Genomic DNA, 13,415 nt, shown 5'->3' with positions numbered 1-13,415 from the left:
CGTTGCCGGGCGACCTGAATGGCGCAGTGTACGAGGTTGTTGCTTTCAGAGCAAGTTCGCCGGGCGCGCGATGGGGGAGGGATGAAAAAAACCCTGAAAATTAGTACTTTGATAGCGCATGGCGCAATCCCAAGCAATCGGACGCATGGAAAACATATCCATAGGGTAAGCTTCGGGGCTAGGCTATTTCGCAACTCTATCAAAATTACATGACTTCCATAATGATCCCCGACGTCGCCCTGGTCGACAATACCGAACAACGCACGCCGCTGGTGCTCGTGCTGGACTGCTCCGGCAGCATGGATGGCGAACCCGTCTCGTTGCTGAACGAAGGCCTGGCCTTGCTGGAACAGGAACTCAAATCCGACGTGATCGCCGCCAAGCGCGTGCGCATCCTGGTGATTCAGTATGGCGCGCACGACGAGGCGGTCGTCGCCAGCAACTGGTGCGACGCCATGGATTTCACGGCGCCTCGTCTTGAAGCGAACGGCACCACGCCGACCGGCGCGGCCGTGGAGCTGGCGCTGGCGGAAATCGAGCAGGAAAAGCAGCGTTTCCGCCAGGCGGGCGTGGCGTACACGCGGCCGTGGCTGTTTTTGATGTCGGACGGCGAACCGACGGATCGCTGGCAGCATGGCGCCGAACAGGCGCGCGCGGCCGAGCAAGCGAATAAAGTGGCGATCTTCCCCATCGCCGTGGGCGACCATGCGAATATCGATTCCCTGGGCGAATTCTCCAGCCGTGGCGAGCGGGGCGTGAAGCAGCTGAAGGGCTTGCAGTTCCGCGAACTGTTCCTGTGGCTGAGCGCCAGCATGCAAGTGGTGTCGCAATCGCGTCCCGGTGCGCAGGCCCAGCTGGCCTCGACGGACGGCTGGTCGGTCGTGAATACGTGAAAGCCCGCTGATCCATGACTGCAGTACAGAATATCTGGCGCGTGTTCGGCGCCTCCGTCACGGGCAAGGCGCACCTGGATAAAAACATCGCTTGCCAGGATGCGCATGCGCACGCCGTCGTGAATGACGTGCTGGTCGCCATCGTCTGCGATGGCGCCGGTTCGGCCAGGCTCAGCGAGCAGGGCGCGCAGTTTGTTGCAACGCAAACCGTGCAGGCGCTGGCCGGACGGCTGGAGCAGGGCGCCACCGTGCAGGATTTGCATGACGGCGCGCTGGCTGGCACCCTGGCGCAGATCCGCGCCGCGCTGGACGACATCGCCCGCGCCGCCAATGCCACCCTCGACGACTACGCTGCCACCGTCGTCGGCGTGGTCATGGGGCAAGATGCTGGCGTCTTCTTCCACCTGGGCGACGGCCTGGGCGTGGCGCAACTGGGCGATGGCGGCGAACTGATCTCGCTGCCCGCCAATGGCGAATACGCCAACGAAACATATTTCATCAGCGGCGAGCGCTGGCGCGAGCAGTTGCGCCTGTTGCCGATTCCCGATGCCGCGTGCGGCGTGGTGCTGATGTCGGACGGCTGCATGCCCTTTGCCATGAGCAAGAACAATGGGGGCCTGTACGCGCCGTTCATGGATGCCGTGCAAGGCTATCTGCGCACGGTTGAAAGTATCGAGCTGGGCAATGCGGCGCTGGCGTCCACCCTGGCCGACCCGCGCACGCACCAGATCACGGGCGACGACAAGACCCTGCTGCTGGCCTTGCGCGCATGAGCCGGAAGCAAGGCGTGACACCCGGCCTGAGTCCGGGTGGAAAAATCTGGCTGGATAAAGTCCGCAGTTTGATCCTGGGCAAACTCGTCAAGAGCGGCGGCGCGGGCAGCGTGTATCTGTTGCCCGGCGCGCCCACGCAGGTTGCCAAGCTGTACCACCCGCATCTGGACCGGGCCGCCAACCGGCGCAAGCTCGAAGCGATGCTGGAACTGTCGCCCGAGTTGCCCGATCAAGTGGAAAACGGCAAGCGCTACGTGCAGATCGCCTGGCCGCAAGCGGCCGTGTTCGACGGCCAGGGCGGCTTTGCCGGTTTCGTCATGCCCTTGCTTGACATGGCGCAAACGGCCGAGCTGGAACAGATCATGCAGGAGCGGCAAGCGCGCGCGGCCGGCCTGCCCACGGGACTCGGTCCCAAGCTGACCCTGGCCGCCAACCTGGCCGCCGTCCTCGATGCGCTGCACCAGCAGCAGCATTACGTGGTCGATTTGAAACCCGTGAATCTGCGCTTTTACCGCGATTCGCTGTACATCGCCATGCTCGATTGCGACGGTTTCAGCATCCAGGGCCATGCGGAGAGATTTCCTGCCGAGCAATTCACGGCCGATTACCTGGCGCCGGAATTCCAGCGCAAGGGCATGCCGGCGGGCACAGAAATGGCGCAAGACCGCTTCGCCCTGGCCGTCATCATCTTTCAGCTGCTCAACTTCGGCATCCACCCGTACAGCGGGCGGCCCGGCAATGCGCAGGTGGCCACCGATATCCCCGGGCGCATCCGCGACGGCTGCTACGCGTATGGCGTGAAGCGCCACAAGCTGCTGGCGCCGAACGCCACCAGCGGCCATGCGCTGATGCCGCCCGAATTGCGCGCCATGTTCGACCGCGCATTTTCCCAGTCGCCAAAACCCCAGCGGCCCGCGGCGGCCGACTGGGCGCAGTTGCTGCGCGGCTATGCTCAGCGCAGCGGCGGCAAGCTGACAATTTGCACCGTGAATGCCGAACACCAGCATTTTGCGGGTCACGGTTGCGCCGCGTGCGCGCGCGACAAGGTCATCGGCGCGGCCGCGCAGGCGTCCGTGCAGGCGCAGCAGATGCAACTGCAACAGCCGCCGCCGCAGCGCAGCGCGCGCCGCACGGCGCCGGGGCAGGCGCCCGTCGCCATTCCCGCTGCGAATTGGGCTGGCAATGCGGCCGGCAATGTGGCGGGCAACGCGGGCGGCGGCATCACGGGCAAGGGCTGGGCCGTGGTGGTGCTCTTGATCGTGCTGTTCCTGATCGGCTTTACGGCCTGGACCTCGTCGTCCGATGAAGTCAAGGACAAGGCCAACTTGCAGGCGCAGGCCGACCAGGCGGCTGGCCTGGAAGTATTTCGCTGGCGCCCGCGCAAGGCGGCAGGTTTCCAGCCGTCCGATGCGCGCAAGGCCGTGCGCAGCCTGTCGCAAGCCGTCAGCAAGGGCGACGATGACGCCGTCACGCGCGGCTTGCAGTTGCTGTACCGGGCCGGCGAAGAAAAGCAGTCCGGCTACGGCGGCGACCGCACGCAGGCGCAGCTGCGCGCCTCGTTGCTGGAAGGCCTGGGCTGGGTGCCCGGTTATGAGCCGGCGCTGGTCGCCAGTTATCTTGATCTGCTGCAAGCCAACCCGCGCGACCATCTGGTGGCCGCGGCCATGGGCCGCATGCACCTGAGCCTGAACGAACCGCAGGCGGCGCGCCAGTACTTCGAGCAAGCCGTGTGGGCGCGCCCGACCGATGGCACGGCCTGGCTGGGCATCGCGGCTGCTGCACAGCTGCGCGGCGGCGACGAGCGCGATGCCGTCAATCTGGTGGCGCTGGCGCGGCTGACGGCTTACCGTTATGCCGTGCAGAACGCCTTGCCGGCGGAACCGGGCGAGCCGGCCGACAATGGCGTCGCGCGCACGATGCAGCGCATGGACCTGACCGCCAGGGTGTTGCGCCTGGCGCAACCGGGCGCCTACCAGAAGCGCTGGGACAAGACGCTGGCCGATGGCGCGCTGCTGGCGCAAAAACTCCAGGCCATGCCGCCGTTGCGGGACCAGGTCGGCGGCGTGCAGCGCGAGACGATGACGACGGTCGACTATGGCGTGCTCGATGCAAAGCACGCGACGGGCGAAAACCGCTTGATCCTGTCGATTGCGGCCGACGGCAGCCTGACGCTTGCGGCAGCGGAATTGCCGATGGAACCCATGCTCAACAAGGTGCTGCTCGATAGCGTGAAGCGCTGGACCTATCTGCCGGCCGTACAGCACGGTCAATTGATGGATGCCAAGGTGGTGGTGCTGGTGCGTTACCGCGATGGCCGGGTCAGCTTCGTGCCGGGCGGTGTCGCCGTCACGGCGGAAAATTAGAGGAATACCATGAAAATCAAGACGATATGCGCCGTGCTGGGCGCTTCCTTGCTGTATTCAGCCATGGCGCAGGCGGAAATCGTGCAGCGCCTGGTGGTGACAGCGATGGCCAGCGAACCCGACAGCGAAGGCGGCGATGTGTTCACTATCGCGGGCACGACGGCCTGCGGCGGCAAGCAGATCCGCATGGATGCGCGCTCGGTGAACCTGGACGAGGCGCCGTACGAGGCGCTGAAAGTCCAGCTTGCTGAACGCATGCGCGCCAGGACGCCCATGCTCGTCACCGTGAAAAAATGCCCCGAGGATGCGAGCGTGCCCATCGTGCGCCAGATCGCCGCCTGCACGCCAGCCGCCTGCGCCGATGGCCGGGCGCGGCTGTACCTGCACGAAGGTTTCTACCCCATCGAGCAGGAAAACGCACCGAACGTGCTGCTGTTGCCCTTGCCGAAAGGCAAGCTGCCAGGCACGTGGAAGGTCGAGATTGTTAGCGTGGCGGGCCACAAGCTGCGCCTGTCCGGCCAGGTTAACAAGGCCGATTATGCCTCCGGCGAGCTGGTGGGCGGCTATGTCACATATTACCCGAATGGCAAGATCGAGAAGCAGGTGGCGCAGGATGGGCAAGGCCGCCAGCACGGCATCGGCAGCAAGTATTATCCGGACGGCACCCTGGAGCTGCGCGGCAACTGGCGCCATGGCATGCCCGAGGGCGAACACCAGCGCTATCACGCGACGGGCAAGCTGAGCGAGACGAGCAGCTACCGCAATGGCCAGCGCCTGGACGGGCCCGTGCAAACCTTCGATGAAAATGGCAAGCCGAGCACCAGCTACACTTTGCGCGGCGGCAAGATGGAAGGCGAGATGCTCACGTATTTCCCGGATGGAAAAGTCTCCAGCCGCTCGGAAATGCAGAATGGCAAGTCCAATGGCGTGACGACGAATTACTACCCCGATGGCGCCGTGCACGCCAGGATGACGCAGGTCAACGATTTACCCACGGGCGAGGCGCTGGAATTTTATCCTGACGGCAAGGTGCAAAGCCGTCAGCAGTATGGCGACAAGGGCGGACTGCTGAGTATCCAGCGCTACAGCCCCCAAGGCGTGCTGGTGCTGGAGCGACGCTGGGATGCGCAATGGCGCGAGCAGGGCACGTCGCGCTCGTGGTATGAAAATGGCAAGCCCGAGCAAGCCATCGAGTATGTGAACGACCGGCGCGACGGCTGGAGCCGCAGCTGGCACGAGGATGGCAGCTTGAAGGGCGAGTGCCGGTATTTGGCCGGCAAGGCCCAGGGCGCATGCGGGGAAGCGCCGCCGGCGCCGGCGCCGGAACTGCAGCGCAAGGAGCAGGCATGGCGCGCCTTGTGAAGCACGTGCTTGGCGCCATGCTGCTGTTGCCGGTGCTGGCCCAGGCCGAGATCGTGCAGCGGCAAGTGGTCACGGCGATCACGGCCGTGCCCGGCAGCGGCGATGTGCTGACCGTGGACGAGGACACGGGCTGCGGCGGCAGGCAGCTGCGCATGGATGCGGCGTCAGTCGGACTGAACGAGGAGCAGTATGGCGTCATGAAGGCCGAGCTGGCCAACATGATACGCGACAGGAATCCCTTGCTCGTGCGCTTGCGCGCCTGCCCGGCGCCAGATCAGGCCGAGGCCAAGGCCGAGGCGATTCCCGTCATCCACATGCTGCGCGGCTGCGATGAGCATTGTGCCGACGGCAAGGCACGGCTCTACCTGAACCACAACCTGTCGCGCGGCGAGGTGATGGAAGAGGCGCGCTATGCGCTGGTGCTGCCGCTGCCGCCCGGCAAGCTGCCCGGCACCTGGCAAGTCGAGATCTATCATGTGCGCGAAGGCGAACCGAAGCGGCTGATTGGCCAGGTCAACGCTCCCGATTACCTGCGCGGCAAGCTGGTGGGCAACTACAGCATGTATTACCCACATGGACAAGTCGAGATGCAGATGGAGCGGGATGGGCGCGGCGTGCAGGAGGGTGCGCAGACCCTGTATTACCCGGACGGCAAGGTTTCCATGCGTATTACGTGGCGCAATGGCGTGCAGGAAGGCGAGGAGCAGCGCTACCATCAAAATGGCAAGCTCATCGACTCGCGCACCTACCGCAACGGCGCCCGTGCCGATGGCGTGATGGAAACGTTCGACGAGGACGGCAAGCTGAAAACGCGCACGACCCAGGTCAAGGGCAAGACGGACGGCGAGCTGCTGTGGTTCTATCCGGACGGCGCCATGGAAAGCCGCAGCCAGCATGACAACGGCATCATGACGGGCCCCAGCATCGGATATTTTCCGGATGGCACGGTGCAGCGCACCGCCAACTACGTCGACGGCAAGCCTGTCGGCGAGAGCGTCGAATATTACCCGGACGGCAAGGTCGCCAGCAAGCGCACGCACATCGATCACTTTGTGTTGCGCAGCGAACAACGCTTCAGCCGAACCGGCGTATTGATCGTGCACAAACTGTGGAATGCGGGCGGACGCGAGGAGGGCGCATTGCGCTCATGGTATGCCGATGGCAAGCCGAGGCAGCTGATCGAATACGTGGATGGCGAACGCCAGGGCTGGACCCGGCACTGGCGGGAAGATGGCAGCGTGGAAAGCGAGTGCCGCTATGTGGCGGACGAGCCGCAGGGGGAGTGCACGGGCGCGTCGGCCAAGATGTCGTACACGGAGGATGGCATCGAGCCGCTGAAACCGGAATCGTGAGCCGGGAACGTCATCGCCGTTCGATCACTGATGCGTGGCCAGCCTTTTTGCCAGGCATGCACGGGTAATGCAGGGATACCGGATGGCGGATGGCATCCGCGATTCGTCCGGTCGCGGCACCGTGCCGGTGGCGTCAAACACCGTTGCCAGCCCGGACTGAACCGCGGCGCATGGCTACTTGCGCCGAGCAGGGCCTTTTGTGGTCGGCTGCTTTCGGCCTATTTACAAGCGCCCGTCGTTCGAACCATGGATCGAAGTACTCGGAAGCAGAAGCCTTGCCTCCCTCATTGGCGCAGCAAACCGTAACACGGCGCCTGACGTTGACAGCACCAACACCAAGCCGCCCTTGATTGTTATTTGATCAAAGGGATTGGATTGATCCGAAACAAACGTCCAAACAGGTTCATGATTTTGCAGCGATTCCAAAACGACTACGCCGATTGAGCCGTGTTCCGCAGCCTCTCCGCACTTAACGATGTACTGTCCGCCATACAGCTCTTCTTGCGCCAGAATCGCGACATTGAGCCAACCGCCAAGTTCCTGTTTTTCACGTACTCTGACCATTCTGGTTTCGTGCACGTCGTAGATATCACCATTGCTGCACACGAGGCCATTGTGGCTTCGCACCTCCTGGTTCTTCCACTTTGTTGCCATCACTGTCATTGATTCCATATTTAGCAATGGGCGACTGCATGCCCTGAATTAAACAGCCTCTATCTTGCAGCAGTTAGCCTCGCTGAAAGTAGCCCGGGAAAATTCGACGCAAAATCGACTTGGGTTCAGCATCGTTGAAGACGATTGTGTTCTTGCCCGTAAAGGCAGGCCAGAAGCAGCGCATGCCTGTTCAACGGCTGCTTCTGGCCGCTTGAAGCCACCTCAAATTGCATACTTGTTCTGAACGGCGGCCTCAAGCTCAGCCTGCGCCAAGCCTGCTTGCCGCCAAAATTCAAAAAAATACTCCAATGTTTCGGCAGCAGCGCCAATATCCATGGGATGCAGGACGCATATGGCAGTTCTTATTTTCAAAACGTCTGGCTCGTCCGATTGGTCTCGCCCTTCGATTGCTCGCCAGAGGCGTACGCGCTCAGCAATGACTTCCTCAGCCGTCGCCGCACCGGTGATGTATCGATTCGCCACAGCGGCTGCTGACTTGGCAACATCAGGCAATTGTGAAGTCACTCTGCCAATAGCCTCAATCATGAATCGCTGAGCTGAAGATTGCTCTGCAGGGTCATCCAGGTCCACCGCAGATGCAATCGCATCAAAAAGTTTCTTATTCAACATTTGCATTACGTTTCGGTGATTGCGCCATGCCTGCGGCGGGGCCGCCTGTGGCAAATGGCGGCACACCGCCACGATTCATCGCACGATGCGCCTGCTTTCAGTATCAGCAGGCGGTCGTGTTTGTCGTCTAGCGGTGCGGCGGCGTCAGCACGCTGGCGATGGCCTTCGGCAACGTTTCCGGATAATCGCGGCTGAAGTGCAGGCCGCGGCTTTCGCGGCGCGACAGGGCGCTGTTGACGATCATCGAGGCTACATCGACGAGGTTGCGCAGTTCCAGCAAATCGTGGGTGATGCGGAAGTTGCGGTAGTACTCGTCGATTTCTTCCTTCAGCAGCGCGATGCGGTGCTGGGCCCGCTCCAGGCGCTTGGTCGTGCGCACGATGCCGACATAGTTCCACATGAAGCGGCGCAGCTCGTCCCAGTTGTGGGAAATCACCACTTCCTCATCCGCATCCGTGACCCGGCTTTCATCCCAGTCGGGCAGGTATGGCGTGCCCAGCTTTTCCTTGCTTTCGATATCCTGCGCGCAGGCGCGGCCGATGACGATGCATTCCAGCAAGGAATTCGACGCGAGGCGGTTCGCGCCATGCAAGCCCGTGCACGCCGTCTCGCCCACGGCATACAGGCCCGGCAAGTCGGCGCGGCCGGACAGGTCCGTCACGACGCCGCCGCACGTGTAGTGGGCGGCGGGCACGATGGGAATCGGCTGCTTGGTGATGTCGATGCCCAGTTCCAGGCAGCGCGCGTAGATGGTGGGGAAGTGTTCGATGAGGAATTCGGCCGGCTTGTGGCTGATGTCCAGGTGCACGTAATCGAGACCCCGTTTCTTGATCTCGAAGTCGATGGCGCGCGCCACCACGTCGCGCGGCGCCAGTTCGGCCCGCTCGTCGTGCGCCAGCATGAAGCGCGTGCCAGCCGCCGCGCCCGCCTCGGGCGGCAGTTTCAGCAAGCCGCCTTCGCCACGGATGGCTTCGGTAATCAAAAACGATTTCGCATACGGGTGGTACAGGCAGGTGGGATGGAACTGGATGAATTCCATGTTCGACACGCGGCAGCCGGCGCGCCAGGCCATGGCGATGCCGTCGCCGCTGGCCGTGTCCGGGTTGGTGGTATATAAATACACCTTGCCGGCGCCGCCCGTCGCCAGCACGGTGTGCTCGGCGGCAAAGGTGAGGACTTTCCCCGTTTGCTCATCCTGCACATACAGGCCGTGGCAATGCGGTTGCGCGTTGCGCTGGGCCGGCTTCATGCCCAGCTTGTCTGAGGTGATCAGGTCGATGGCGCAATGGTGTTCGAACAGGCTGATGTTCGGGTGGGCGCGCACCTTTTCCTCCAGGGTCACTTGCACGGCGTGCCCGGTGGCGTCGGCCGCGTGGATGATGCGGCGCTGGCTGTGTCCGCCTTCGCGGGTCAGGTGGAAACCCAGTTCGGCCGTGGCGTCGCGCGTAAACGGCACGCCTTGCTCGATCAGCCATTCGATGGCTTCGCGGCCGTGCTCGACGATGTAGCGCGTGGCACTCTCGTCGCACAGGCCGCCGCCTGCGATCAGGGTGTCTTCGATGTGCTGCTGGTGGCTGTCGCCCGAGTCCAGCACGGCCGCGATCCCGCCTTGCGCCCAGTTGCTGGCGCCATCGAGCAGCGCGCGTTTGGAAATGATCGCGACGGTGCGCGTCTCAGCTAAATGCAGTGCAACCGATAAACCCGCCAGGCCACTGCCGACAATCGCTACATCAAATTTCATGACATTTATCTTTTTTCAGGGGAAGCATACTATAGTCCATTTCACATCAATCGGTAATGTGTTGAGATAAATTCTGCCGGTGAAAGATAGCTGGGGCCGTAGCTTGTGGCGTATCAATGTCTTCGTGGAACAGTTCGCCATGATGGCAGGAGAGCAGCAGGCCGCCATGAGCGCAGCGTGTTGCCTTTGCCGCAGGAGGCCCCATGATCCGCATCTTCAGCCATTACGTCTCGAAAACAGCGTTTATCTTGCTGTTGCTGGAAATCCTGATCCTGCTGCTGTCGGCCACCCTGACGTCGCTGCTGTGGCTGGCGGATGGCAGCCGCCTCGTGCGAGCGAGCGAGGTGTATTTGTCGTCCTCGATCTTTGCCCTGGTCATCGTTTTCAGCATGAGCGCGCTGGGCATGTACCAGCACCGCTCGCGCGAAGACATCCGCAACACCTTGCTGCGCATCCTGCCGTCGTTCGCGCTGGGTTTTGCCGTGCTCAGCGTCTTGATCCGTTTTATTCCTTCCTTGCATTTCGGGCGCGGCAGCGTGCTGATCTTCGGTCTGGGCGCCATCGGCGTGCTGCTGGCGCGCCTGGTGGTGTTCAAATCCTCGCAATCGGCGCTGATGGAGGGACGGCTGATCCTGGTGGGCGGCGGGGCGCTGGCGCGCGAATGCATGGACTTGGCGGCGAGCAAGATCGGTTTCCACCAGTTTACCGTCGTCGGCTGCATCGATGTGGCTGGCGAGCAATGCTGCGTGCCGGCCTCGGCCTTGCTGCCGGCGGAACCGTCGCTGCTGGCCATGGCCCAGCGCCATGCGGCGCATGAAATCGTCGTTTCCGTCAGCGACCGGCGCAATGGTGCGTTTCCTGCCAAGCAACTACTGGAATGCGCGCTGGGCGGCGTCAAGGTCATCGACGCGGCCACGTTTTTCGAGCGCGAAGCGTGCCAGATCCGCATCGATTCCTTGCAACCGAGCTATCTGATCTATGGCGGCGGCTTCGACCAGAGTTTTTTCCGCGCCGCCTCGAAGCGGTTGTTCGACCTGGCAGCCAGCGGCGTCATCTGCCTGGCGGCGCTGCCCGTGATGCTGGCGACGGCCGTGTGCATCCGCCTGGAAGACGGCGGCCCCGTGTTTTACCAGCAAGAACGGGTGGGGCGCGACGGCTTGCCCTTCAATGTGCTGAAATTTCGCAGCATGCGCTGCGATGCGGAGCGCGATGGCAAGCCCATCTGGGCGCTGGACAACGATGCGCGCATCACGCGCGTGGGCAGGCTGATCCGCAAGCTGCGCATCGACGAGCTGCCGCAAATGCTCAATGTGTTTCGCGGCGAGATGAGTTTCGTGGGGCCGCGCCCCGAGCGCGCGTATTTTGTCGAGCAATTGAAGCAGCAGGTGCCGTACTACAACATTCGTCACAGCATCAAGCCGGGCATCACGGGCCTGGCGCAGGTGCGCTATCAATATGGCGCCTCCGTCGACGACGCCGTCAAAAAACTGCAATACGATCTGTATTATGTGAAAAACAATAGCCTGTTCCTCGACTTGCTGATCTTGCTCGACACGGTGCAGGTGGTGCTGTTTGGCAAGGGCAGCCGATGATGCGGGCGCAGTCGGACTGGCTGGCGGCGGCCGATGCGGCGGCCCTCAGCCACGGCCTGGCGTCGCTGGCCTTCTTCGTGCTGGCGCTGCTGCTCATCAGCAATTGGCGCGCGCGGCAAAACGTGCGCGCCTTGCTGGTCGCCTGCCTGGCGACGGGCGGCTGGGCGACGGGCACGGTGGTGCTGGTGCTGCTGGGACAGCGCACGGCGCTGGCCGGCGATGCGCTGGAACTGCTGCGCACCCTGGCCTGGCTGGTGTTTTTGCTGCTGCTGATCGAACCGGCGCGGTCCCGTTTGCGCCTGGTGCTGTCCGGCATCGCCCTCACGGCGCTGGCGCCCTGGCTGCTCTCCATGGCCTCGTCCTGGCTGGCGCTGCCTTTGCCGGCGCGATTCATCGCCAGTGTCTGTCGTTTGTTGCTGGCCGTGCTGGGCATGTTGCTGGTGGAACAGTGGTACCGCAATACGCCGCCCTTGAAACGCTGGGGCATCAAGTTTGCGTGCCTCGGTGTCGGCGGCCTGTTCGCCTACGATTTCTATCTGTACAGCGACGCCTTGCTGTTTCGCGCGGTCAACGACGACATCTGGGCCGCGCGCGGCATCGTCGACGCCCTGTGCGCGCCCCTGCTGGCCATCTCGGCCGCGCGCAATCCGGGCTGGGCGCTGGGCTTGTCCGTGTCGCGCCAGATGCTGTACCGCTCGGCCGCCTTGCTGGGCTCGGCCATCTATTTGCTGGCCATGGCGGCCAGCGCCTATTATTTGCGCTACTTCGGCGGCACCTGGGGTTCCTTGATGCAAATGGCTTACCTGGGCGGCGCGGCCTTGCTGCTGGCGGGCGTGCTGTTTTCCGGCAGCTTGCGCGCCAAGCTGAAGGTGACGATCAACAAGCATTTCTACAATGCCATCTTCGATTACCGCGAGGAGTGGCTGCGCTTTACGCGCGCGCTGTCCGAAGACGGACCGGACCTGGGCGAACGCACGATACAGGCCATGGCGCAGCTGGTGGAAAGCCGCGCCGGCGCCCTGTGGATCTTGCGCGAGCAGGGCCAGTTCGCGCCGGCCGCCAGCTGGAACTGGCCGCCGGGCACGTGGAGCGAGCCGGCGTCCGGCCCCCTGTGCCAGTTTCTGGAAGCAAGACAATGGGTGATCGACGTGCCCGACTGGGTGCAGAATCCGGACCAGTACGGCGGCTTGCCGTTGCCGCCCGCGCTGCTGGCGCTGCCCGACGTGTGGCTGCTGGTGCCCTTGATGCTGCATGGCCAGCTGTTCGCCTTTGTCGCGCTGGCGCGGCCCCGCACGCGCATCGGCTTGAACTGGGAAATCCGCGACGTGCTGAAAATTGCCGGCAGCCAGGCCGCCAGCTACCTGGCGCACCGCGAATCGCTCGTCACCCTGACGGTGGCGCGCCAGTTCGACTCGTTCAACCGCATGTCCACCTTCATCGTGCACGACTTGAAGAACCTGGTGTTTCAACTCTCCCTGCTATTGAGCAATGCGGAAAAGCACCGCGCCAATCCCGCCTTCCAGGAAGACATGCTGGGTACGCTCGACCATTCCGTGCAGAAAATGAAAACCCTGCTGCAGAAACTGGCGCGCGGCGAAGCGCCGGAAGCGCCCGCGCCGCTGCTGCTGGACGGCTTGCTGCGCCAGGCCGTGGCGGCCAAGGCCAGCCTGGCGCCGGCCCCGTGCCTGGAAATCGTCGATGGCGAACTGACGGTGCTGGCCAACCGCGCGCGGCTGGAGCGCGTGCTGGGCCATTTGATCCAGAACGCCATCGAAGCCACGGCCAGCGACGGCAAGGTGGCCGTGCGCTTGCGGCGCGTGCAGCATACGGCCGTCGTCGAGCTCGACGATACGGGGCAGGGCATGAGCGAACAGTTCATCCGCGAACGTCTATTTACACCGTTCGACACGACCAAGACGGCGGGCATGGGCATCGGCGTGTTCGAAAGCCGCGAATACCTGCGCGAAGTGGGCGGCAGCCTGGAAGTGCGCAGCGAGCCGCAAGTGGGCACGACGTTTCGCGTGATCCTGCCGCTGCATGCGGCATAGCAAAGGA

10 protein-coding genes are annotated in these 13,415 nt (G+C 63.4%); 7 read left to right on the top strand and 3 right to left on the bottom strand.

The features are described from left to right. Window positions 1–209: 209 nt before the first annotated feature. The 5 genes from NCG91_RS05305 to NCG91_RS05285 are packed head-to-tail and all read left to right on the top strand — an operon-like array spanning window position 210 to window position 6,743. Window positions 210–893, top strand: a complete 684-nt coding sequence (locus NCG91_RS05305; RefSeq protein WP_077404035.1) for a vWA domain-containing protein — start codon at window positions 210–212, stop codon at window positions 891–893. A 14-nt stretch (window positions 894–907) separates the two neighbouring features. Beyond that, window positions 908–1,666, top strand: a complete 759-nt coding sequence (locus NCG91_RS05300) for a PP2C family serine/threonine-protein phosphatase (RefSeq protein ID WP_251348888.1) — start codon at window positions 908–910, stop codon at window positions 1,664–1,666. Beyond that, window positions 1,663–4,029 (top strand): hypothetical protein, encoded by a 2,367-nt coding sequence (locus tag NCG91_RS05295; RefSeq protein WP_251348887.1) that lies wholly within the window; start codon window positions 1,663–1,665, stop codon window positions 4,027–4,029. The genes NCG91_RS05300 and NCG91_RS05295 overlap by 4 nt, the downstream gene beginning before the upstream one ends. Before the next feature lie 9 nt (window positions 4,030–4,038). Continuing rightward, entirely contained in the window at window positions 4,039–5,391 is a 1,353-nt protein-coding gene (locus tag NCG91_RS05290; RefSeq protein WP_251348886.1) for a toxin-antitoxin system YwqK family antitoxin, read from the top strand. Beyond that, window positions 5,376–6,743 carry a toxin-antitoxin system YwqK family antitoxin gene (locus NCG91_RS05285; protein WP_251348885.1) on the top strand — a complete coding sequence of 456 codons (1,368 nt, stop codon included), beginning with the start codon at window positions 5,376–5,378 and terminating at the stop codon, window positions 6,741–6,743. The genes NCG91_RS05290 and NCG91_RS05285 overlap by 16 nt, the downstream gene beginning before the upstream one ends. A 222-nt stretch (window positions 6,744–6,965) precedes the next feature. Here NCG91_RS05285 and NCG91_RS05280 read toward each other — a convergent pair whose 3' ends face one another. The 3 genes from NCG91_RS05280 to nadB form a co-directional block, all read right to left on the bottom strand. Continuing rightward, complete coding sequence (locus tag NCG91_RS05280) at window positions 6,966–7,406, bottom strand: hypothetical protein (RefSeq protein ID WP_251348884.1); 441 nt, start codon at window positions 7,404–7,406, stop codon at window positions 6,966–6,968. Between the two features lie 213 nt (window positions 7,407–7,619). Beyond that, the gene (locus tag NCG91_RS05275; RefSeq protein ID WP_251348883.1) at window positions 7,620–8,033 is read right to left on the bottom strand and encodes a hypothetical protein; all 414 of its coding nucleotides are present in this window, start codon (window positions 8,031–8,033) and stop codon (window positions 7,620–7,622) included. A 121-nt stretch (window positions 8,034–8,154) separates the two neighbouring features. Beyond that, window positions 8,155–9,768, bottom strand: a complete 1,614-nt coding sequence (nadB, locus tag NCG91_RS05270) for an L-aspartate oxidase (RefSeq protein WP_099664111.1) — start codon at window positions 9,766–9,768, stop codon at window positions 8,155–8,157. A gap of 203 nt (window positions 9,769–9,971) precedes the next feature. Between nadB and NCG91_RS05265 the strand changes: the two genes are divergently transcribed. Together NCG91_RS05265 and prsK are read left to right on the top strand one after the other, a co-directional pair. Next, complete coding sequence (locus NCG91_RS05265; protein ID WP_251348882.1) at window positions 9,972–11,360, top strand: TIGR03013 family XrtA/PEP-CTERM system glycosyltransferase; 1,389 nt, start codon at window positions 9,972–9,974, stop codon at window positions 11,358–11,360. Continuing rightward, entirely contained in the window at window positions 11,357–13,408 is a 2,052-nt protein-coding gene (gene prsK / locus NCG91_RS05260; protein WP_251348881.1) for an XrtA/PEP-CTERM system histidine kinase PrsK, read from the top strand. The genes NCG91_RS05265 and prsK overlap by 4 nt, the downstream gene beginning before the upstream one ends. The last annotated feature ends 7 nt before the right edge of the window (window positions 13,409–13,415 follow it).

Origin of the sequence: Janthinobacterium kumbetense (assembly GCF_023703445.1) — a bacterium.
Classification (GTDB): Bacteria; Pseudomonadota; Gammaproteobacteria; order Burkholderiales; family Burkholderiaceae_D; genus Janthinobacterium; species Janthinobacterium kumbetense.
This window is presented reverse-complemented; position numbering and strand designations above follow the sequence as displayed.